Consider the following 22,738-nt stretch of genomic DNA (forward strand, 5'->3'; position numbering starts at 1 on the left):
GTGACGGTTCTAAGTCAAGTAGAAGCTTTATTTATACAAACGATGGTAACACATAATTCCGATATAAATGAAGCATCTGATTTACAAGGTATCATGTTACGTAACACAGATTCCCCTACATTAACATCTGAGGAGCAAGAAATTGTTCAATGGATATTTAAAATTACCCAGAAAAATGCCGTCAAAAATAAAAGCATTCAACGGTAATAATCACTTCCTTTAATAGTGATGCAGCTCTTATCCAGCAATTTTTTGCTGAAATAGAAGCAAAACGCCCTCAGTTACAAAAGCGTTATTCAGAAATTAAAACCATTGAAGGATGACCGCGGCAATATTATTTTACTAAACAAACAGATAGTGCTGAAATTGATGCAGTAGAGGATAATGCAAAGAGTAGAACAGAAGATGGCTCTGTTAAAGAGCATAATCTTTATCCGTTATTATCTAAATTTAACGTATTAATGGAAATGTTCTCGTAATAAACATGGTGCAGGCGGGAATAAATGACTTTATCCAGATCTCATAGGAATACAAGATTTAAGCAGGGAATGGAATTCGTGAAATCAAAGATTGTGTTTTGCAATATTTTGATAAAAAAGCGAAGCTTTGGTCTTTTGAAGTAAAAATTCTCATCAATCGTTCAAATTTACGAAAAGTATTTTTTCAAATAGTTAGTAATTCTTCATGGGTTAATTTGAGTTATTTAATTGCTAGTGAAATTGAAGGGGTTGATACATTAAAAGAGCTCCGAATGCTTTCAAGTTTGCATGGAATTGGATTTATAAGACTTAAAAAGGAAAACTCTTCCGAGAGCGAGATCTTGATTCCTGCCAAAGAACGTAGTGATGTTGACTGGGATACTGCTAATAGATTAGTGGAGAGAAACAAAGATTTTCTTGATTATATTAAGCTCATTGGTCAATTTTATCAAACCGGCGAGATGCATCCACTAAATTGGGATATATGTATCCATGAGGGGTATTTAAAAAAAGACTCTATTGTTTAAAAGCCTTTTTTACAGTAATAAAAAATTACTCTAACTATTTTATTTGACTTATTATATTGATATAATATATTGATTTATAATGATAATTAGTTTTTTAAACTTAAATGAGGAGGATGAATATCCTAGCATTCAATCCCTTCAAACCATCTTATATTGATATTGTATCAATCAAAATTGTTTACGTGCACACTCATGAGTGAGGTTGAGTAGAGGAAGAGTAAAAATTCTGTTTTAGACTCGTTCTACTTTATGCGTGGGGCGTAATTCCATTAGGTATTAGAATTAATGATTATAATTTATTAAAAATTTTCTATTGTAGAGAAAGAAATTCAACTTTTTTGCTTTTTTTACATCAAGCATTGAAAATATTACTTCCTCCTATTGAAGTCTTCTTACGGAGAATTTATACTACTATTTCTTTAATTGCTATTCGTTTTGATTATTATTAAGCTTTTTGTTATCCGAATTAAACATTCAAAAAAAACATTAATTTTATAAAATATTCACACAGTTTACTCATTTTCTTGAAATAGATTTAAAAAATAAATTGCTCTCAGATCTTATGGTAAAGGGAGAGTGTACCGTCACAGTTTGCCACAATACTCTCTTTATTTTTCAATAATACCGCACGCCAAACGCGCACCACCTCCGCCAAGCGGTAATGGTTTATCTGATTGATTATCTGCCCCTAAATGAATGACTAAAGAGTGCCCTTTAATTTCAGAGATTTTTTTAATCGTGGAGAAAGAACGCTCATCATGGCATATCCTTGCTTATCAACATAAAGTGCTGGTAAATCACCAAGATGACCATTGATATTATAAGGTCCGAAATGTTTTCCGGTATGTTCCGGATCATAATGTCCACCTGCGCTTCCACCAATTATGCCATCTTTTGTATCACATGAAGGATTTACATGTACATGAAAACCATGCATCCCTTCTGATAAATTAGGGATGAAAATCAAACCGTATGTGTTTTCTTCAATTTTAATGCTACCAATAGCCTTTTTGGAATTATTATCTTCTAATTTAAAATATTTACTTGTGTTGATAGTGCTAATGCAGAATTTTTATGAATTAAAAATGCCATAAAAATTAATAATAATAATATTTTCATAAAATACCTTTATAATTATATTTAAATAAATTATTATCTATAAAAATAATTATTAATTAAATTATATATATGTTATCTGAAGATAACTCTTATTTTTTGATCTATAAAAAATGTAGCTTTCATAGACTAATAATTATATCTCGCTTACAATTCTTCAAGAGATGCTTTAAAAAATCTACTTTTTGAGGTGTAATAAGGAATTAAGCAAGAAATTTTGATAAGTTAGATATTATTTCATTTATAATATGATAATCGTTTCATCAAAAAAAACATATGATTTAATTGTTTTTCATAGAAAAAATGACGAGAAATTTTTATTCATTATAAAATTTATAAGAGAAAAAATTATTATGATTCATATAAATTTCCCATAAAATACAGCATATACCGACACTCCCTCCCATTCCTGATCCTATCAATGTTCCTATTATCATTCCGGCAGAAAGTGCTACTCCTATACCCATTGTGATAACTGGACCAAATCCTGGAAGAGCAATATAACCATAAGCTGCAAGAGTTGCCGCGATAGCTCCTGATATGCTACCATTTAAACCGCCAATGAAAGCAAATTCTTTAATAAAATGGCAGCACTTTTTTAATCTTTTTTTCTTACAACTATGAAAAGAAACGTTGCTGTAAGTTTTAAAATCAATCATATTTTTTTCTTTCATTTTGAATGCTAACTGTTCCTGAATAGTCAACCGATACGAAAAAATGAGACTTTTTAAATTTTACTAAAGCACGCCAGATGCCTTTGTCATCTAAACGCAATCGTTTAATATTCTCAAAACCATTTTGCATAAGACAATTTTTAACTTGTGAAGCAGTAAATGAGTTCTGACCTATTTTAGTGACATTTTGAGTAGAACTATAGGTAAAGGTTTGACAATAAGGAAGATGAAAAACTTCACTGATTGAAGTAGTGACTATCAACGAGACACATACAATCATTATAAAAAAAATACTTAATTTCAAAAATTTATTTAGTTTCATCTTGTCACCATTTGTTGAAACAACACTTCATTAACCTCTGTGTTACTAACAGGTTCCCAAGATGATTTTATTTTTATATTATACTTAATAATAAAAAATTTTGAAAAGCTATTGATTAAATAAAAATGTTTTTTTAGTATTTATTTTATTATTAAAATTAATGTTATAAAATAACTTTTTCAAAACGGTATTATTTTTCATTTGCTTTATATTGCAAAATTTAACAGCTATAATTTAGCAAGATATCTTTACAATTTCAGCTGTAGTCTATAATTAAGTTTTCTCTTATTTCATATCATTATGCTAAATATATATAATAATTTTTAATAAAAAATGATTTATAGTAATGTTAATTATACATGTTTTATTAGAAAGAACAAAAAAAATTTCACATCAGTAATAGATATGATTCAAAATGTAATATTAAACCATAGAGCGATTATATCGCTTATTATTGCTCAGTAGAGCTGTTTAGATGATTTTGTTGAAAATATTTGCATAATTTCCTGGAATCCATAACGTGGATACATTCCTTCACGCATAAATAAATTACGTAATGGTGAAAAACTATGTAACAAACCAAGGCCAACGCTTCGTATGATATGAACAGGCAACATATGAGAAAGTAGAGCAGAGTTAAGTGTATGAACAGCTCCACTTCGGATTAATATATCTGGTTTGCGGCATTTGTTATAATGTGCAACAATCATTTCAGAGTTAAAATTAGATATTTTATTGGATAAAATATTAATCAAAGTTTGGACATCACGGAATCCTAAATTCAATCCCTGTGCACCAATAGGGGGGAAAACATGAGCGGCTTCACCCACTAAAATTGTTCGATTAGCAGCAAAATAATGAGAAAGAAGTCCTGAAAGCGTCCATGCTTGAATTGATGTTTCTAAGCTTACCTTTCCAAGCATTGATTGCATTTGGTTTTCGATCATTTTTGCAATTACTTTTGGTTCTATATTCAATAATTCCTCAGCACGAGAAGGATTAACAACCCATACAAGACTAGATCTTCGCCCTGGTAGTGGAACCTGTGTAAATGGACCATGTTCTGTATGAAATTCGGTTGATGTATTTTGATGAGAAAACTCATGAGAAAAGTTGAGAACAAGTGCTTTTTGTGGATAATTCCACTGTTTGACACTTATCCCTGCTGCTGCACGTGTAATAGAGTGACGTCCATCGGCTGCAACAACAAGTGGTACTTGAAGGACTCTACGATCAGCAAGAGTAATACATACATGTTTTTTTGTGTGATGAAAAGATTTGGCTGCAGAAACAAATCTTGTAATATTAGGCGTATGTGTAACAGCATCGACTAAAGCACTGTTCAATTTTACATTAGGTATATTATAGCCAAAAGCTTTTTCACCAATTTCAGCAGAAGAAAAATGCACCGTAGGAGCATGCACAATTCTAGAAGTTATATCTATAATTCTCATGTACGATAAAGCAGCTGCATGTTTTTGAAGATTATCCCAAATATTGAGTTTTTGAAGCATGCGTATTGCAGGCATCATAAGAGCAGTTGTCCGTAACTCATCTGTATGAGCAGAGGGGCCAACAAGAAAAACAGAAAGCCCCTCATGTGCAAGACTCAGAGCGGCTAACATTCCGACAGGACCTGCACCAATAACAGCAATATCTTTATGCTCTTTCTTTTCAAAGATCACAACGATTTGAACCTTTATCCATTGAGAAAATATTTTAATATTTCCAAATGATCACTCTCTTTTTATTATATGAAGCTCTTCTATTATAGTATGTAATAAATAATGCGATATAAAAAAGTAACCTTTTTATGATTTTTTTAATGCTGAGTTATATCATCGGTAAAAAATGGCGTATTGATAAATGGTTGAAGACTTTAAAAACGAGGATAAGAAAACCTTGAAACGTAAATTAACAAAGAAAATTAAAACAAATGCTAAATTATTACGCCATAAAAAAGTAACAATGCCACAAGCAAAGGCTTTTTCTGTTCATTTACTAACAGCTTCGGGATCATTTTTAGCGTTTCTTTCTCTTATATCAGCCTCTCAAAAAGAATGGACAGCTATGTTCTGTTGGCTTGGGCTTGCACTTCTCGTTGATGGTATAGATGGACCAATTGCACGAAAACTTGATGTTAAATACGTTCTTCCAACATGGTCTGGAGAGCTGTTAGATAATATCATTGATTACGTGACCTATGTCTTAATTCCTGCTTTTGCACTCTATCAAAGTGGTTTTATGGGGGTAGGGTTATCATTTTCATTGAGTGCAATTATTGTTATCTCATCTGCTATTTATTATGCAGATACTGGTATGAAAAGCAAAGAAAACTTTTTTAAAGGATTTCCTGTTGTTTGGAATATGATGATTTTTACGCTTTTTGTCGTAAGACCGGGAGAGTGGATTACTTTTATCATTATTGTTTTATCGGCGATTATATCTTTTTTGCCAATTTATTTTATCCATCCAGTAAGAGTTCTTCGCTTACGTAGAGTTAATTTCCCAATTTTTCTCTTATGGTGTTTTTTTGGTGTTTCTGCATTCTTTTATCAATTAGAAGCTCCCTATTGGGTTAAAATAGGAATTTCGGTAACAGGAGTTTATATATATTGTATTGGCGCAATCATGCAAATATTTCCTCAACTTGGAGCAAAAGATATAAAAAAATAATAAAATAGTTGTTTTACGAATTGTGGTGTGAGATGCAAATCGATTTTGGAGCAGATGATGATATTTCTTTTACGAAAGAAGGGTGTGCTGGTATTATAAAGCTCACACGCCCTTCAGCATTAAACGCTCTTAATCAACGAATGGTTTCAGCTTTAAAAAAAGCTCTCAGAACATGGGAAACAGATGATAATGTTTCTTGTGTCTTAATTGAAGGGGAGGGGCGTGCTTTTTGTGCTGGTGGAGATGTTGTAGAAATCTATCATATGGGAAAAAGTGCCTTTGCTTGTCAATACTTTAGTGACGAATATAGTTTAAATGCTTATATCAAACGTTTTTCAAAGCCCTACATTTCTTTCTTAAACGGTATTTGGATGGGAGGAGGGGTAGGTATTTCTATCTATGGTTCGCATCGGATTGTTACAGAAAATACAGTTTTTGCTATGCCAGAAGGTGCAATTGGATTTTTTCCAGATGTAGGTGCAAGTTTTTTCTTACCATCTCTTCCTAATCATTTTGGCATCTATCTTGCATTAACGGGTGCACGCATAAAGTGGGGAGATTGCTTAAATTTAGGATTAGCAACACACGCCGTTGCTGAAATTGAATTCGATATGATTAGAAAAGCTATTATTGAGCAAGGAGATCCTACTTTAGCTTTAAACGAGCAAGCAATTACAAAAGACTATGAAACGAGTCATGAAATACGTTGTATTATTAACACTTGTTTTAGTGTCCATACCTTAGAAGAATGTCTTGAATTGCTATATAAAAAAAGTGATGAAGGTATTTTATTTGCTAAAGAATGTTTGGATATTTTGCAGTCACATTCTCCGATAAGTTTAAAAGTTATCTGGAAACAAATGAAACAAAATTCATCTCAAACATTAGAAGATTGTATGAAAATTGAAAACCGTATTGCACATCATATGATTAATTCACATGATTTTCATGAAGGTATACGTGCTATGTTAATCGATAAGGACAGAAGACCTCAATGGCAGCCAGATAAACTTTCAAGTATAACAAATGAAATGGTAGACTCTTACTTTCAACCCGTTGAGAAAGAGTTATTATTGTGAAAAATAATTCACACAAACAGATTTCAAAAATCAATTTAATCTATAACTGTTATTTACGATTTTTGGCACTTATTTGCTTAGTCCTAGGTATTTGTTATTGGATACGCCTTGTTGGTGTTTTTCCAGGTATTCTATGGCGTTTTGATCTTATGCCTTGGCAGTGGCAATTTGCATCAGCTATATTGGCTATTCTCTATCCTATTGCCTTAGTTGGACTTTGGATGTATTCATTATGGGGTATCATTGTGTGGTGTATTGCAGCATTGATTGAAGCAATAACAATATATTATTCCGATTTTATTTATCAGCCATTTGTACCATTATTTCATGGAATATTGTTTTTAGCTTTCATAATCTTACAAATTGTGATGATTTTTTTTAAAAGAGTAAAAAATAAAAAAACATCGTGATTGAAATTTTCGAGCCAGAATAAACAGTTTTCAAACATACGTTCCTCAAAGCGCTAATGCTAATATACTCTTTCAATAAGTTCCATAATATATATTATGCGATAATAATCGAACAGCACATTAAAAGTTGTAATGAAATTACGTCGTATAAATAATAAAAATTACTGGACTATTTTACAACGTTTTATACGTGCAAGATCACTTAAAGCTGAAATTTCATTACTTTCATTTGATTTTACATCCATAAAAAATAAAGCAGGTACAAATATAACACTTGCTGCTGCTAAAGCCACGTTTTTATTTCTTGCTTTAGAACGCTCTGCAATTGTATCATTAGTCTGACGTTTATTAGCAAAAAACTCCCGTTGAATATCGGCACAACTCATTGATCCGTCATGTATTGTTGTCGTTGAAATATTTTTTTCTAAACGCCCTCCACATGCTGTCAAGGAAAACGCTAGAACCACAATACATACACCTCGCTTAAAATTCTTATACCTAAAAGCCTCATATTCAATATAAAGAGCACTAAATATGCCAAAAGTAAAAAAATAAAGGATAAATTTAAAAGTATTTTATTTAACTTAAAATATTGCGCATAATAAGCTTACGCATCTGTTTCAAAAGTAAGACCTTGATATGCAGGTTTTACATAGGATGGAACATAATTTATAACCTTGTTGTAATCCAGCGATCTGTCCATATGTGTAAGTATTGCTTGTTTTGGCATTAAATATTCTATCCATTGTAATGCTTGATCAACAGAAAAATGACTCGGATGGGATTTAAATTGAAGAGCTTCAATGACAAGAACATCTAAATTCATCAATTTGGATAAAGTTTTTTCAGGAAATTCACTAACATCCGTACAATAGGCAACATTCCCAATCCGAAAACCTAAGGAATGGATGTTTCCGTGGTGTTGTAAATGTGTATTGACACTTATTGCTCCGCCCTGCCCCTGAATAATAAATTGGCTATCTTCATTGATAAGGTGCTCTTTTAAAATGGGAGAATAAGATGAATCTTTTGGTGTTTGAAAACAATATCCGAAAGCACTTTTGAGATGCTCTAGTGTAAATCTGTCGGCATAGACATCTATTAAACATTTTTGTGCAAGTGCATAGCTGCGTAAATCATCAATACCGTGGATATGGTCTGCATGAGAATGTGTGTAAAGAGCAGCATCAAGATGGCTTACACGCGCATCAATCATTTGTGAGCGAAAATCTGGACCTGTATCAATAACGATCGTTGTTTTCTCTCCTGAAGGTTTAATACGTTCAACTAATAAAGAACTTCTGTAGCGTTTATTTTTAGGGTTATTCGGATCACATGTTCCCCAATCACCATTGGGTCGTGGTACTCCTGGAGAAGGACCACAACCTAATATTGTAAATCGGTATTGATCACACATAATCTTTTGCCTTATTTCATTTTGCTAAATAAACGAAAAGCATTACGCGTTGTTATTTGAGCTGTTTCTTCAACGCTTAAGCCAATTGTTTCAGCCAAAACAGCTGCTGTATAGCATACAAAAGATGGTTCATTTGTTTTTCCCCGATGGGGACTAGGTGCTAAGAATGGAGCATCTGTTTCCACTAATAAATGCTCATGGGGCACAATTTTTGCTATTTCACGGATTTCAAGTGCGTTTTTAAAAGTAAGAATACCTGAAAAAGAAATATAACCACCAAGTTCAATTCCAGCACGAGCAAGTTGCATTCCAGACGAATAACAATGAAGGATAAAGGGAAAAGCTCCTTTTTTTATCTGTTCACGTAATATTTTCTCCATATCGATATCTGCATTGCGTGAATGTATAACAAGAGGAATCTGTGTTTCTCGAGAAGCAATGATATGTTCTTGAAAAACTTTCTTTTGTTCTTCTGGTGTAGAATAATCATAATGGTAATCAAGTCCCCCTTCCCCAAACGCAACAATTTTAGGGTGATTCGAGAGCTGTATAAGCTCTTCCGCTGTAATATTTTGTTCTTCATGCGCATGATTGGGGTGTGTTCCAACGGAACAAAAGACTTGATCATAGCTTTGTACAATGGCTAACAGCTTATCTAACTTATGAACATGGGTTGAAATTGTTATCATACGTTTAACGTCAGCATCTAAAGCCCGTTGGATAACATTATCCAAATCTTGTGAAAAATCTTCAAAATCAAGATGACAATGTGTATCAATCAACATGATGAGTGTCTTCTTTCTTCAAGATATAACGAGGAAAAATCGGTTCTGGTGGTGGAAGATCAAGCCCTTCTTGAATTTTTGAATGACTTATATGATATAATAACCGATCATCTTCAGCAACCGCAAGGCTATCAAGAAGTTTCTCTGCTGATTGGGGTATGAAAGGCAAAAGCATAATTCCTATTCTCCGCAAGGTTTCTACAGTTATATAAAGAACTGTAGAAAATCTCTCTCGATCATTTTTACGTAAACTCCAAGGTTGTTCGTTAGCAAAATAGCGATTGGCATCTGCTACAATTGAAAAAATAGCTGAAAGTGCTAAATGCATACTATAAGAAGACATAGCTTGGTGTACAGTTTCAAGCACTTGAAGAGATTGTTCTAAAAGTTGTTTATCTTGAGCTAAAAATGAAGTTAGTCTAGGGACTTTTGCATCACAATTTTTGGCAATCATAGACAAGGAGCGCTGCGCTAAATTACCAAGATCATTAGCAAGATCAGCATTAATACGGTTTACAAGGCTTTCATGGCTATAACTACCATCTTGTCCAAATGGCACTTCACGGAGAAGAAAATAACGAACCTGATCAAGACCATAATGATCAACCATTTCAAAAGGATTAACGACATTTCCAATAGATTTTGACATTTTTGCACCACGATTAAGTAAAAAACCATGTGCAAAAATATTTTTAGGCAATTCAATTCCAGCTGACATTAAAAATGCCGGCCAATAGACTGCATGAAACCGAATAATATCCTTACCAATAATATGCGTATTTGCAGGCCAAAAATCACGTTTTTTTGAATTTTCATTGAAAAACCCAATTGCAGATAGATAATTTGTAAGCGCATCAACCCAAACATACATCACGTGCTTTGGATTCTCTGGAACAGTAATTCCCCAATTAAAACTTGCGCGTGAAATAGAGATATCTTTTAAACCTGATTTGATAAAACTTATAATTTCATTACGCCGCTCAAATGGAGCAATAAAATCAGGATGTTTTTCATAATATTCAAGAAGAGGCTTTTCATAGTGAGAAAGTCTAAAAAAATAACTTTCTTCTTCATTCCATTCAACTGGAGAGCCTAATTCCTTCTCACGACGGATGTTGTCTGGTCCAATTTCCGTATCTTTTTCTTCATAATAGGCTTCTTGGCGAACCGAATACCACCCCGTATAACGACCGAGATAAATATCACCATTTGCTTCCATCTTTTTCCAAATTTCTTGACAAGCTTGATAATGGCGTTCTTCTGTCGTACGGATAAAATCATCGTTAGAACAATTTAATACTGCAAGCATTTTTTGAAACATAGCACTATTACGATCTGCAAGTTGCTGAGGTGTCATGCCTAATGCTGCTGCGGTTTGTTGCATCTTTAGACCATGCTCATCTGTACCAGAAAGAAAAAATACATTTTTTCCGTTTAATCGTTGAAAGCGGGCTAAGACATCGCTTGCAATTGCACTATAGGCATGTCCAATATGTGGAGAACCATTAGGATAAAAAATGGGAGTTGTTATGTAATATGTGTCACGCATGTCATACTCGTTATAAAACGCTATAAATAAAAGATATAATGACATAACGTCTGTTCATCGCATTGTCACGGAAAAACTAATCCTCATGAATGATCTTATGAACTTTTAAAAGTAAGTTAATAACAAACTGCTTTTTATCGAGATTAAACAGTTGTATTTCCTCTATTTCTTGATGAATCTCCTGCCATTTTTCCGCATATTTTTTTGAGAGAAATAAGTCTCCCTTTTCAACGAGCATGATAGCTTTTTTTTGAATTTTATTAAGAATTTCATCACAAAATTGTTGAAATTGGAATGTAGAAGAAACAGATGAAAATGTTTGTGCAAGAGCATGTACAATCATTGCGTTACAAACAGGTTTCTCTAGGAGAGCATCAATTGTTTTAATAATTTCAAGACCGCCATGGCAAATAAGCAAAGCAGCTTTTCGAGGACTTCCTTTAGATTTTTTAATAATCATTTCAATTGTTTTCTCATCAGGTAAGTCCTGATTGATAAAAATATGTGCAATAATTTTTTTCATTTCATCGTTATTCAACGGACGAAAAGAAATTTTCTGACACCGTGAATGGATTGTTGGAAGCAATTTTCCTGAAGAATGCGCGATAATAACAAATAACGTTTTTGTAGGTGGTTCTTCAAGTATTTTGAGAATTGCATTTGCTGCATTTCTATTCATATCATCTGCAGAATCAATAATAACAATACGCCATCCATTATCTTGCGATGTTCGGCTTAAAAAATGCATAATATCACGAATATCATCAACGAGTATTCCTGTTTTAAACTTTTGCGTTTTTACATCAAATTGACGTGAAATATACAAAAGACCAGGGTGACTTCCTTGTGTAATTTGGCGCCATGGAGTAGAATAAAGATCGGGTTTCAAGAAAGCACCCTGTTGAGAACTTAAAATGTTCCAAGCAAGATGAAAGGCTAATGTAGCCTTTCCAATCCCATATTCTCCTTCAAATAATAATGCATGATGCAAACGCTCTTCTTTAAGCATTTGTGTCAAAAAATGACGAACATCCTCATGACCAAAGACAACATTATTCTGGGATGGTGATAAAATTGTATCAATATCATCATATTGGCGTAAGATATTTACATTACTCATGAAAGCTAATCCAACAATATCTGATGACAAATATTTTTTATTTGATGTGCAATGGCTTCCACTGAGCCAGTGGCATCAATGACTCGAAATCTATGGGGTTCCTGTTTGGCCAATTGAAGAAAAGCTTGACGCCTTTGTTCTTGAATTTCCAACTGATCTTTTTCAAAATAATCAATTTCTTCTGTTTTTTTTCTTCGTAAATTTGCACGCTTCATTCCACACATTGCTGGCATATCTAATAAAAATGTTAAATGAGGCAAGATACCATTGAGCGCAATACACTCTAAAACAGCAAGAAGAGAAGAACTGACTGTATTATTGAGTCCTTGATAAACGCGTGTAGAATCAATAAAGCGGTCACATAAAACGATTTTACCTTTTTGCAAAGAAGGTGCGATAACCTCGGTCACATGGTCGACACGTGCAGCTGTAAACAAAACAGCTTCAATCAACGGTCCATACTGTTGTGCCTGCCCTGACAACAAAATATGCCGGATTGCTTCTGCTCCTGGCGTTCCTCCTGGTTCTCGTGTTGTGACAACATCATAACCTTGGTGAGAAAGAGACTCAGCAAGTAAAGAAATCTGCACTGTTTTTCCTACCCCGTCCCCTCCTTCGAATGTGATAAAATAACCTGACAACACGTATAACCTTACCTTATTAGCGTGTAACTAAAAATATTTCCGTAACCATCCAATTGTTATTTCATAGAATGCATTTTTTACTTTTGCAAAGAAACTTCCTTCCTGAATATTCATTCCGGCAAAAACTGGTTTTTCCAGAAGAACCTTTTTATCTTCTAAAATTTGAATAACGCCAACTGATTGTCCAGAAACGATAGGAGCTTTCAATGGACCATGATATTTAATTTTTGCTTTAACATTTACTTTTTTTTCATTCGAAAGCATAAAACTTATTGGTTTTTTTACAATGAGTGGAATAAATTTTTGCTTACCACCATAAACAGAAGCATGACCAACCGTTTCTTCTTTTGTGAAAATCGTTTTGAGATCAAATGCCGTCATTCCCCATTGAAGAATGCGTTCTATTTCTTTTGTATATTTTTTACCATCTTGCAAACCATTGATTGCTAAAAAAAGACGTCGATGATTTTTAGAAATGGTAGCAACCATTGAAAAACCTTCTTTTTCACTGTAGCCAAAACCAAATCCTTCTACACCAATTTCCTTAGAAATAAGAGGGTTTTTATTATCTTGAAAAATATTATTCCATGTAAAATGAGGCTCACGATAAAGTGCATAATAATCCGGATATTCCTGAACAATATGACGTGCTAATATAATCATATCACGCACGGTTACAAATTGTCCCTTTTCGGGTAGCCCTGTTGCATTAACAAAATGACTCTGAGATAATCCAACTATTTTTGCGCGCTGATTCATCAGTTTTGCAAAATGAACCTCATGCCCTGATATTCCTTCAGCAAGAATAATAGCAGCATCATTTCCATTCACAATAATTAAACCACGTAAAAGATCAGAAACACTGATTTCTGTCTTTATCTTTGCAAACATAGTGGTTGTACCGGAAGGTGCTCCACCTTTGCGCCAAGCATTTTCACTGACCTTGAATTTCTGCGTACTCTTTAACAATCCCTCCTTTAAGAGATGAAATACGACTTCTACTGTCATCAATTTTGCTAATGAAGCAGGAAAAAAAGGAATATCACTTTGTTTTTCATAAAGTATTGTCTCTGTATCATCATCGAGTAACAACAATTGTGATGCAGAAATTTGAAAATCTTCTGCTCTCCCCCACGTGTCAAATGCTAATATTCCCCATAAGGTCAATAAAATCCTTAATGTTATATACATAGCTGCTCCTCCCATCCCAAAGATTAACATAAAGAATCTTATATAGGAAAAAACTTTTTTATTTCTGTAAATTGAAGAATTATTGACAACTCAATAAAATATTTTATTTTTATTCAGCGTTAGCGAAAGTAATATGATGCACTTTTTATCTTTTACCTAGGTTAAGTTTAATGTTTTAAATTATGAGAGACAAAAAGATTTTTTATTTGTTGTTTTATGTTGATAGTACATTGAGTTATTATATCATTTTAAATTGTATATGATTAAAAACACTGTAAGATTCTTTCGTTATATTTCCTATTATATTGAATTCAATAAAATCGTTTGCTTACGCATCATAAATAGGGTTCATATATAGATAAAAATTATTAAAAAAAGAGAGTAAAAATACTTCTTATCAACCTCTCAAGTGTTAAGAATTATCGCACAAAACATTGGGGGCTTGCAAAGTGTATGATGGTGTCGGTTTATATCTTCATAAGTGTAAAGATAGTGATGTCTAAAGGCGTTACAGCCATACCACTCACAGGCGCTATCGTAAAATAGGCTTGTAGCGTGTTGAAATATGCCTCTTTTAAATAAGTACGTGAATTGGCAATGTAAATGTATTTTGTTTGAAACACTCTGTTTTTGTGAGGGGATTTACTCCATTAAAGAACATGATAAACAAAAGCATGAGTTAATACGAGGTAATACATAATCTCTTCATAAGATATTACCGTGGATACTTTGGAAAAGTGCAAAGCCGAATCAAAAGAAAATATTTTTTTACTTATTAAGCTTTTTATTTCTCTCAAATTGAGAGTATAGTTGTTTTGGAGATTACATAAACAGACGGATACAATAATCTATTATCGTCTAGAAAAAGCTATTACAGCAAGAAAAGTACATGCTTTATTAAGCAACCAATATCATAAAACAACGAATAGAGCAGCAATGGAGTGAAAAGAACGTACTGAATTTATAATAATACCCAACCACGCTTTTTTAAAAGGATAACGCGCTTTAAGATGAAAACCCTACACTAAATCCGTAAGTTCTTACCTTTTTTATTAGAATAATTATATAGATAAAAAATTAACGCATTTTTTCTTAAAATAGTTGTAGCTAATTGACCTTTGTTTTTTTGTTTAGCTTATTTATAGAAGCCACTTGATCGAATGGCATCGGCTTATCAACCATGATAGGACCAATTTCTGGCAATTTAACTACAACAGTTTTATTACGTTTTTCCTGTTCAACAGCAGCTGCTTTAGCTAATTCTTCTTCGTTTCCTGTACTGCGCTGCTCTTTTAACAAAACAGTTTCTCTTTTTTTCGAAACATTTTCCGACACTAATGAATATGAGGCAGCATTTCCAGGAGTATAAGAGGCCATTAAATATGCACCATCATAATAGCCAACGGGTGCTTCAGCAATATATTCTACTTTAACATCTGCAACCCCCCTATCTACATACCCGAGTATTGCTGCAGCTTGCCTTGATAAATCAATGATTCTGTCTTTCATAAAAGGTCCGCGATCATTCACTCTAACAATGATTGAAGATCCATTTTTCAAATTAGTAACACGAGCATAGCTAGGTAAAGGCATTGTAGGATGAGCAGCAGTCAAAAGATTCATGTCATAAATTTCACCGTTGGCAGTTAAACGTCCATGAAAATCTGAACCATACCATGATGCTTCGCCAACACGCTTATAAGTTGGATCATTTTGAGGATAATACCACTTTCCTTTTATTTGATAAGGTTTACCAACAATAGCTCGTCCACGCTTTTTTTCTTCCGATTGATTCTTCTTATTGGATATTTGTTGAGGTAGTACAGAAGTGTTTACGTTAATTGGTTTATTATGATAGGAATCTTTTATTGAAAAATTCATAGTTTGGCTTGCACAACAAGATACCAGTGACTGAGAAATGACGATCATAGAAAACAATTGAAGTGTTGGTTTAATAATAAAAGTAAATTTCTTTTTCTTATTTGAAGGCATCTATTCAGTCCACTTATTTCTGTTAAGTACTACTTGTAAAAACCATGTCACGCTTTTTGTACGCCAGGGAAGAATTTACGTTTTTAAATGATTTTCCTCGCGCATATACCATTCCTGAAATTGGCCCCTTTTATCAAGAAACTAACATATTGTTAACCTTTTTATGGTTTTAGTAAGAAATAAATGTACTATAGTAGATGTTAAAAAGAATGAAAATTAAACAAATCAACATCTTATAGAAAAGTCATATTCATAATATAAACTGTGAATAAGTGGTGATTTTGGCAACTTTTTTGCGAATCATGTAATGCAATGGGTATTAAAAAATCAACTTATGGATTGACAAAAGTAGCAACCACATGTGCTGCCAACGCAGGTGCAACCATATCGTAAGCTTAAAGCTCTTTTTTGTTGGACAGGAGACAGTATAGCATCGCTCTATTCCAAAACATCTGACAGAAAATGACTGACTTATAGAATCAATAAAAAACTTTAAAAAGAATCGGAACAATAAAAACAAAAAGAAGAAATATTCTTAGATCTTTGTATAGTCTATTGGATATTATTTAAAGTTGGTGAGCGCGCAGGGATTCGAACCCTGGACCTACTGATTAAAAGTCAGTTGCTCTACCGGCTGAGCTACGCGCTCTCACACAAGCTATCTAGTTTACAGACTATCTAATTTGCAGAAAGTGAAGGGAACATACGGTTGACTTTTCATTTGGTCAACACTTTTTGAAGAAAATATTATTATTTTCTTCAGTTATCAATAATTTTCCGTTTTCTTCCTTTTCTTCATCATTGTATAGGTACTCTTTAATCTTCTATTTGAAGTCTCAATAAAGAAAAAATTTCACTGCAAAATATTGCATAGATTCGAAGCGCTAGAATTATAAGAAATCACACCCCTCCCCTCACATGGGTTATTGAGCATAATGGGTAGAGAAGAAAAAATACCTTTTATTATAATATTATTTTTATATCTTTATATTTTAGTTTTCAATATTTCAAATATGAATACAGCTTTATAAAATAATATATTGATTTATAATAATTTATCGTTTCCTCACTTGAGTAAGAGATCTCAAATACTGTAAGCTTCTCTCATTTCAAATCTTTTTTATATTGAAACAGCAAAAAGCATTTTCTTGACTGATACAAGTGGGAGAATAACGCTATAAAAAAGAAATGAAAATACCTTTTATGCCTCCTTTCAATAACCAAAAATTATCGCAACATTCGGGTTCAGCAAAATAGTATATAGCGTTGGCACGTTAGACAAGAAAATGGGACAATGAGCAACAATAGCATTTTGAGGGTATGATTTTTATTCATGCATAATGAATATATAACGAAAGCCAATTTATCCTCCCGAATGACTATAAATTATGCTCACTATTACAGCTGTAGATAATTTTACTAAAAAAAGCAGAAATAATATGAAAAATGATTCTAAATACCCATAGAGTGTTTTAAATATATAGAATGCCTTCTAATTAAATTTTTTATATCAGAAATTACAAAATACGTAGATATATTTTTAGAAGAAAAGGATAACACTGATCATAAAATCTAGTGTTTGATAATTCAGTCAGAGCTATAAAGTATTTTTATACCTTATTTAATATTAATGTAGATATATAATATATAAATAATAATTTAATAAAATTTTTAAAGTAATTATTTATATAAATAATAATTTAAATATGTCTATAAATAAACACATTGCTTTATTAAATTAACTTATAAGATCAAAAATAAAGAAAATAATTTTGATTTGGCGAAAAAAATTGTAAAATTTTTATATATACATACATTTTTACTTTACTCATTTTTTATTATTTTGATTGGAATATTGAATGCTAACATGTAAACAATATGAGCTACTCTTGTTTATTCATAACCATACAAAAGAAACTGGTGTTCCTCCTTCTTTTGAAGAAATGAAAAATGCATTAGAACTTTCTTCAAAGTCTGGTATTCATAAGCTCATTATAGCCTTAGAACAACGAGGGTTTATACGTCGTTTGCCCAATCGCGCTCGTGCAGTGGAGGTGATTCGACTCCCTGAGAAAATAACATTTAACCTTTCTTTAGCACGTAAAATTTCTCCCAGTATGATAGAAAAAAAGAAAAGGGAAATATCAAAAAGCTTGAGTAACCTTGATCACTTTGATGAAGAGGAAAAAAAAAATATCATCATTCCTATTATGGGACGTATTTCTGCGAGCGTGCCTGCCTCTGCTATACTGCAACAAATAAACATTCTTTCTCTCCCACGCGATATGGTTAATACAGGTGAGCACTACGCATTAGAAGTTAAAGATGATTCTATGATGGAGGCCGGTATCCTTGATAAAGATACGATCATTGTGAAACGTCAAAATACAGCAATAACAGGAGAAATTATTGTTGCGTTTATTGATAAAAAAGAAGCCACATTAAAACGTTATCGACGCAAAGGAGCTTCTATTGCATTAGAAGCCGCAAATCCTCATTATGAAGTACGTACATACGAATCCGAGCGTGTAGAAATACAAGGCAAACTTACCGGACTTATTCGCAAATATTAAAAATAAACTTTATAGTACGCGATAGATATCGCAATAAGAAGCTGTTGAGTATTTTTTATTGTACCACACGCAATTGACTTCCTCTCCACAGCCAAAGAATGCCCCCAATTCGGTCTATAAACAATCCGGATCCTTATCAAGCGGGTTTCACTTTCCTTTCCATCCATGTCTTTCACTTACGAAAGGCATAACAAGTAAGCTTTAAAATATTCACCACGTACTTTAAAAAGAACTTGAATTCTTTGAAGAAAGCAGCCTTATATCATCGCCCTCAATGACGGAATTTTACGATATAATAAGACAAAATTGTATGCATGCATAAAAACATATAAAATTTTGTAGAAAAAAATAAAATAACTTTGTAACAGATTGTAAAATAAAGAACATTATTTTTAAGTTATAAAAGCGTAACTCAATCATTCATAGTAATTGTAGGATCATCATGGTAGCACCTCGTATTAGTTTTGTTTCCCTCGGATGCCCAAAAGCACTCGTAGATTCTGAGCGAATTATTACAAGCCTTCGCTCTGAAGGGTATGAAATTTCACGTCAACATCAAGGAGCTGATGTCGTTATTGTGAATACCTGTGGTTTTCTTGACTCGGCAAGGAGAGAATCATTAGCCAATATTGATGAAGCTCTCAAAAAAAATGGAAAAGTTATTGTAACAGGGTGTCTTGGTGCTGATCCTGATGTTATTCGCCAAACATATCCTAATGTATTGGCTATTACAAGACCGCAAGCTTATGAAAGCGTTATAGAAGCTGTTCATACAGCAATTCCTCCTGTTCATGATCCTTTTCTTGATTTAGTTCCTCCCCAAGGTATTCGTTTAACACCTCGCCATTACGCCTACTTAAAGATTTCTGAAGGATGCTCTAACCGGTGTAGTTTTTGTATCATTCCTACTCTGCGTGGTGATCTCACTTCACGTCCCATCAGCGATGTTCTTCGTGAAGCTGAAAAACTCGTGCAAGCGGGTGTAAAAGAACTTTTGGTTATTTCACAAGATACGAGTTCTTATGGTATTGATCTTAAATATCTCGAAAATTCTTGGAAAGATCGTACAATCAAAACGAAATTCTTTGATCTTTGTCGCGAACTAGGCGATATGGGTATTTGGATACGTATGCATTACGTTTATCCTTATCCCCATGTCGATGAAGTTATCGAACTTATGGCCGCAAAAAAAATTCTTCCTTATCTGGATATTCCTTTTCAGCATGCATCACCAGCTGTTTTGCGTCACATGAAGCGTCCTGCACTCATAGAAAAAACAAACCGTAGAATTGAAAAATGGCGAAAAATATGTCCAGATCTTACTTTGCGATCAACATTTATTGTTGGTTTTCCTGGTGAAACGAATGAAGATTTTAATATACTCCTAGAATGGCTAGAAGAAGCAAAAATTGAACGCGCTGGGTGCTTTAAATATGAAGAAGTAAAAGGAGCCGCTGCAAATGATTTGGGATTAGAAAATATTCCTGAAGAGGTGAAAGAAAACCGCTGGCATCGTTTTATGGCAAAACAACAACAAATTTCTACACATCTTTTAAAGAAAAAAATTGGAAAAAGACTCCAAGTGCTTATCGATGAAAGTCAAGGAAAAGTTGCCAAAGGACGTAGTCAATACGATGCTCCAGAAATAGATGGTGTTGTCCATATATCATCACGACGCCCATTGCGTGTTGGTGAATTTGTCAGCGTTAAAATTGAACAGTCGGATGCCTATGATCTTTATGGTGTAGCAGTTTGAAAATTTAACTTCTTCCCTCTCCTCAATGATGAAGATTTCTATCAGCATTGGTTTATAAAAAGATCGGCTACTCATAATCGAGCTTGATCACTTATGTAACTCACTTCATGAGAATTTACGAGCAATCCTTGCCCTGAATGTTTGGCTATACATTCCAAAAATATCAAGCAGTTATATATTCTCTTAGTTTAATGCCTTAAATGAGCCTTAAATGACGTGACGGAGGCACAACAGAATAAAATCAAATCCATAATGTTTACCATTTTTACTTAACAAAAGAGCAAATCAACAATTGTACTATTTTCCCATTTTTTATATTGCAACAGTCATTGGTTAGTGAAAGAAAACTTTTTTCAATAGTGTTTTATGCACACAAGAATTTCCTTTGTAATATGCAAGCGGATGTTTTTTATGGATGCAATATAAGAGAATTTGAAACAAAACAATCTTACGGTATTTAAATTAAAAAACAATAAATTATCATTATAAATAAGTATCTTACCTTAAGCTCTTTGAACTTATTTTTAAAATATCTAATTTTTATTAACACATTTTAAAATCAAAGAATTTCTTATCAAGCAAATGACTTGGGCGTACATTTGTTAAAGCGCGAATCATCGTATCTTTACGTCCTGGCATTTGTCTTTCAATATCTTTAAGCATTTCTTTCATTGCATTACGTTGTAAACCATCTTGACTACCGCAAAGATTACAAGGAATAATTGGAAATTGCATTGCTTGAGAAAATTTTTCCATATCTTCCTCAGCAGCATAAACAAGAGGACGTAACACAAAAAGATCTCCTTCATCATTTTTAAGTTTTCCAGGCATAGCAGCTAATCGGCCACCGTGAAACAAATTCATAAAAAATGTTTCTAAAACATCATCACGATGATGACCTAAAACTAATGCAGAACATCCCTCTTCACGTGCAATACGATAGAGATTACCACGTCGTAATCGAGAACAAAGTGCACAATATGTCTGCGACTCTGCCAATTTATCTGTAACAATGGAATAAGTATCCTGATATTCAATACGATATGGAATTTTATAAGAACTTAAAAAGTCTGGAAGAATATGCTTAGGGAATCCTGGTTGCCCTTGATCAAGATTACAGGCAAGAATTTCAATGGATAAAAGACCTCGCCACTTTAAGTCTAAAAGAAGCGCTAATAAACCATAAGAGTCTTTTCCACCCGATAAAGCAACAAGCCATTTTTTTCCTGTAGAGAGCATAGAAAAATCATCCAAAGCTTGTCGCATATGACGTAAAAGTCGTTTGCGCAATTTATTAAATTCTACGCTTGAAGGAGCAACACGAAACATTGGATGACAATTATCTGCTTCGCTTATTAAAGGATCATCTCTCCCTTCGTTTTCTTCTATTGCCTGATATTCAACTGAAACATTATTCATAATAACATATCCTGCACAATAAACAGCTCGTTTTGCAAAGATAAAAACAAATATTAAAGCAAGCTTACATTTATGTTTTTTGATTTTATAAATTAGATACACAAATAAAGAAATGGAACTATATAAGTTTATGACTATAAAACATAACAATAAACTTAATATAGAACCATTCACAAGTATTTATTAACTTCAAAGATTGTAAAAATAACACAATATTTTGAAGTTATAATAGTAGAAGAGAGAAACAACCTCTCTTACAGAAAAATTATCGAGAATAAAATTCAACAACCAAATTAGGTTCCATTTGCACAGCATAAGGAACATCTGCAAAAGCAGGAATACGTGTAAAGGTTGCTTTCATCTGTTTATGATCTGCTTCAATATAATCAGGGACATCACGTTCTGCCAATTGCACTGATTCTAAAACTAAAACAAGTTGTTTCGATTTTTCTCGAACCTCAATAACATCACCTGGTTTACAACGATAAGACTGAATATTTGTGCGCCGCCCATTTACATTAACATGACCGTGATTGATAAATTGGCGAGAGGCGAAAATCGTAGGCACGAATTTTGCACGATAAACAACAGCATCCAAACGTGATTCTAACAGACCGATAAGATTTTCACCGGTATCGCCCCGTCGACGAGCAGCCTCTTCATAGGTTTTATGAAATTGTTTTTCTGAAATATCTCCATAAAACCCTTTCAATTTCTGTTTAGCGCGCAACTGCACCCCATAGTCAGAAAGTTTTCCTTTACGACGCTGTCCATGCTGACCTGGGCCATAATCACGACGATTGACAGGAGATTTTGGACGACCCCAAATATTTTCTCCCATACGACGGTCAATTTTATACTTTGTTGTTTCGCGTTTACTCATCGCATTTCCTTATAAAATAAAACACGAGATCTTAAGACCCCAAGGAAACGCGCCCTCCTCTGCCTTTAAATACTAAAGACTGACAGAATACCTTAACATATCAATATGCAAAGTTATCCACGGGAC

The 22,738-nt window shown here is 33.2% G+C and carries 20 protein-coding genes, 1 tRNA gene and 2 pseudogenes; 8 read left to right on the top strand and 15 right to left on the bottom strand.

Annotation, left to right across the window (positions count from 1 at the left end; translation table 11 throughout):
* Together ACFIJS_RS04290 and ACFIJS_RS04295 are read left to right on the top strand one after the other, a co-directional pair.
* Positions 1-207, top strand: a complete 207-nt coding sequence (locus tag ACFIJS_RS04290; RefSeq protein WP_375650258.1) for a hypothetical protein — start codon at positions 1-3, stop codon at positions 205-207.
* 370 nt (positions 208-577) lie between these two features.
* Positions 578-1,006: a hypothetical protein gene (locus tag ACFIJS_RS04295; RefSeq protein WP_375650259.1), complete on the top strand. Its 429-nt coding sequence runs from the start codon at positions 578-580 to the stop codon at positions 1,004-1,006.
* A 608-nt stretch (positions 1,007-1,614) separates the two neighbouring features.
* On the opposite strand, the pseudogene ACFIJS_RS04300 reads toward ACFIJS_RS04295, so the two are convergent.
* The 4 genes and pseudogenes from ACFIJS_RS04300 to ACFIJS_RS04315 form a co-directional block, all read right to left on the bottom strand.
* Positions 1,615-2,125: pseudogene (locus tag ACFIJS_RS04300) on the bottom strand (superoxide dismutase family protein).
* A 314-nt stretch (positions 2,126-2,439) separates the two neighbouring features.
* A complete protein-coding gene (locus ACFIJS_RS04305) occupies positions 2,440-2,796 on the bottom strand; it encodes a hypothetical protein (RefSeq protein WP_375650260.1) in 357 nt (118 codons plus the stop codon).
* Positions 2,774-3,118, bottom strand: a complete 345-nt coding sequence (locus ACFIJS_RS04310; RefSeq protein ID WP_375650262.1) for a hypothetical protein — start codon at positions 3,116-3,118, stop codon at positions 2,774-2,776. The genes ACFIJS_RS04305 and ACFIJS_RS04310 overlap by 23 nt, the downstream gene beginning before the upstream one ends.
* Positions 3,119-3,576: 458 nt before the next feature.
* Positions 3,577-4,803 carry a UbiH/UbiF family hydroxylase gene (locus ACFIJS_RS04315; protein ID WP_375650263.1) on the bottom strand — a complete coding sequence of 409 codons (1,227 nt, stop codon included), beginning with the start codon at positions 4,801-4,803 and terminating at the stop codon, positions 3,577-3,579.
* Between the two features lie 181 nt (positions 4,804-4,984).
* Here ACFIJS_RS04315 and pcsA point away from each other — a divergent pair, with 181 nt between their 5' ends.
* The 3 genes from pcsA to ACFIJS_RS04330 are packed head-to-tail and all read left to right on the top strand — an operon-like array spanning position 4,985 to position 7,283.
* Positions 4,985-5,794: a phosphatidylcholine synthase gene (gene pcsA / locus ACFIJS_RS04320; protein ID WP_375650264.1), complete on the top strand. Its 810-nt coding sequence runs from the start codon at positions 4,985-4,987 to the stop codon at positions 5,792-5,794.
* 32 nt (positions 5,795-5,826) lie between these two features.
* Positions 5,827-6,873 (top strand): enoyl-CoA hydratase/isomerase family protein, encoded by a 1,047-nt coding sequence (locus ACFIJS_RS04325; RefSeq protein ID WP_375650265.1) that lies wholly within the window; start codon positions 5,827-5,829, stop codon positions 6,871-6,873.
* The gene (locus ACFIJS_RS04330) at positions 6,870-7,283 is read left to right on the top strand and encodes a DUF6163 family protein (RefSeq protein ID WP_375650267.1); all 414 of its coding nucleotides are present in this window, start codon (positions 6,870-6,872) and stop codon (positions 7,281-7,283) included. Before ACFIJS_RS04325 ends, ACFIJS_RS04330 begins: the two co-directional genes overlap by 4 nt.
* A 161-nt stretch (positions 7,284-7,444) precedes the next feature.
* Here ACFIJS_RS04330 and ACFIJS_RS04335 read toward each other — a convergent pair whose 3' ends face one another.
* From ACFIJS_RS04335 to ACFIJS_RS04370, 8 genes are all read right to left on the bottom strand, one after another.
* On the bottom strand, positions 7,445-7,750 hold the full coding sequence (locus ACFIJS_RS04335) for a hypothetical protein (protein ID WP_375650268.1): 306 nt from the start codon (positions 7,748-7,750) through the stop codon (positions 7,445-7,447).
* Between the two features lie 140 nt (positions 7,751-7,890).
* Positions 7,891-8,700, bottom strand: coding sequence for an MBL fold metallo-hydrolase (locus tag ACFIJS_RS04340; RefSeq protein WP_375623613.1), 810 nt, complete (start codon positions 8,698-8,700; stop codon positions 7,891-7,893).
* A gap of 11 nt (positions 8,701-8,711) precedes the next feature.
* Complete coding sequence (locus ACFIJS_RS04345; RefSeq protein ID WP_375650270.1) at positions 8,712-9,485, bottom strand: TatD family hydrolase; 774 nt, start codon at positions 9,483-9,485, stop codon at positions 8,712-8,714.
* On the bottom strand, positions 9,475-11,034 hold the full coding sequence (gene metG, locus ACFIJS_RS04350) for a methionine--tRNA ligase (RefSeq protein WP_375650271.1): 1,560 nt from the start codon (positions 11,032-11,034) through the stop codon (positions 9,475-9,477). The genes ACFIJS_RS04345 and metG overlap by 11 nt, the downstream gene beginning before the upstream one ends.
* Positions 11,035-11,110: 76 nt before the next feature.
* Entirely contained in the window at positions 11,111-12,154 is a 1,044-nt protein-coding gene (locus tag ACFIJS_RS04355; RefSeq protein ID WP_375650272.1) for a DNA polymerase III subunit delta', read from the bottom strand.
* Positions 12,155-12,159: 5 nt separating this feature from the next.
* Positions 12,160-12,795 (bottom strand): dTMP kinase, encoded by a 636-nt coding sequence (tmk, locus tag ACFIJS_RS04360; protein WP_375650333.1) that lies wholly within the window; start codon positions 12,793-12,795, stop codon positions 12,160-12,162.
* 30 nt (positions 12,796-12,825) lie between these two features.
* Entirely contained in the window at positions 12,826-13,989 is a 1,164-nt protein-coding gene (locus ACFIJS_RS04365; protein ID WP_375650273.1) for a D-alanyl-D-alanine carboxypeptidase family protein, read from the bottom strand.
* A 1,107-nt stretch (positions 13,990-15,096) separates the two neighbouring features.
* Positions 15,097-15,981: a septal ring lytic transglycosylase RlpA family protein gene (locus tag ACFIJS_RS04370; protein ID WP_375650274.1), complete on the bottom strand. Its 885-nt coding sequence runs from the start codon at positions 15,979-15,981 to the stop codon at positions 15,097-15,099.
* Positions 15,982-16,260: 279 nt separating this feature from the next.
* Between ACFIJS_RS04370 and ACFIJS_RS04375 the strand changes: the two are divergent.
* Positions 16,261-16,447, top strand: a pseudogene (locus ACFIJS_RS04375) (integrase); the annotation flags it as partial.
* A 107-nt stretch (positions 16,448-16,554) separates the two neighbouring features.
* On the opposite strand, the gene ACFIJS_RS04380 reads toward ACFIJS_RS04375, so the two are convergent.
* Positions 16,555-16,630: transfer RNA gene (locus tag ACFIJS_RS04380), tRNA-Lys, on the bottom strand.
* Between the two features lie 1,210 nt (positions 16,631-17,840).
* On the opposite strand from ACFIJS_RS04380, the gene lexA reads away from it, so the two are divergent.
* Positions 17,841-18,554, top strand: a complete 714-nt coding sequence (gene lexA / locus ACFIJS_RS04385) for a transcriptional repressor LexA (RefSeq protein WP_375650275.1) — start codon at positions 17,841-17,843, stop codon at positions 18,552-18,554.
* A 442-nt stretch (positions 18,555-18,996) separates the two neighbouring features.
* On the top strand, positions 18,997-20,310 hold the full coding sequence (gene rimO, locus ACFIJS_RS04390; protein WP_375650277.1) for a 30S ribosomal protein S12 methylthiotransferase RimO: 1,314 nt from the start codon (positions 18,997-18,999) through the stop codon (positions 20,308-20,310).
* Positions 20,311-20,853: 543 nt separating this feature from the next.
* Here the strand turns inward: rimO and ttcA are convergent.
* Positions 20,854-21,729 (bottom strand): tRNA 2-thiocytidine(32) synthetase TtcA, encoded by an 876-nt coding sequence (gene ttcA, locus ACFIJS_RS04395; RefSeq protein WP_375650278.1) that lies wholly within the window; start codon positions 21,727-21,729, stop codon positions 20,854-20,856.
* A 265-nt stretch (positions 21,730-21,994) separates the two neighbouring features.
* The gene (gene rpsD, locus ACFIJS_RS04400) at positions 21,995-22,612 is read right to left on the bottom strand and encodes a 30S ribosomal protein S4 (protein ID WP_273722651.1); all 618 of its coding nucleotides are present in this window, start codon (positions 22,610-22,612) and stop codon (positions 21,995-21,997) included.
* Positions 22,613-22,738 lie beyond the last annotated feature (126 nt).

The organism is Bartonella sp. OT172YNZD (assembly GCF_042193725.1).
GTDB lineage: Bacteria > Pseudomonadota > Alphaproteobacteria > Rhizobiales > Rhizobiaceae > Bartonella > Bartonella grahamii_A.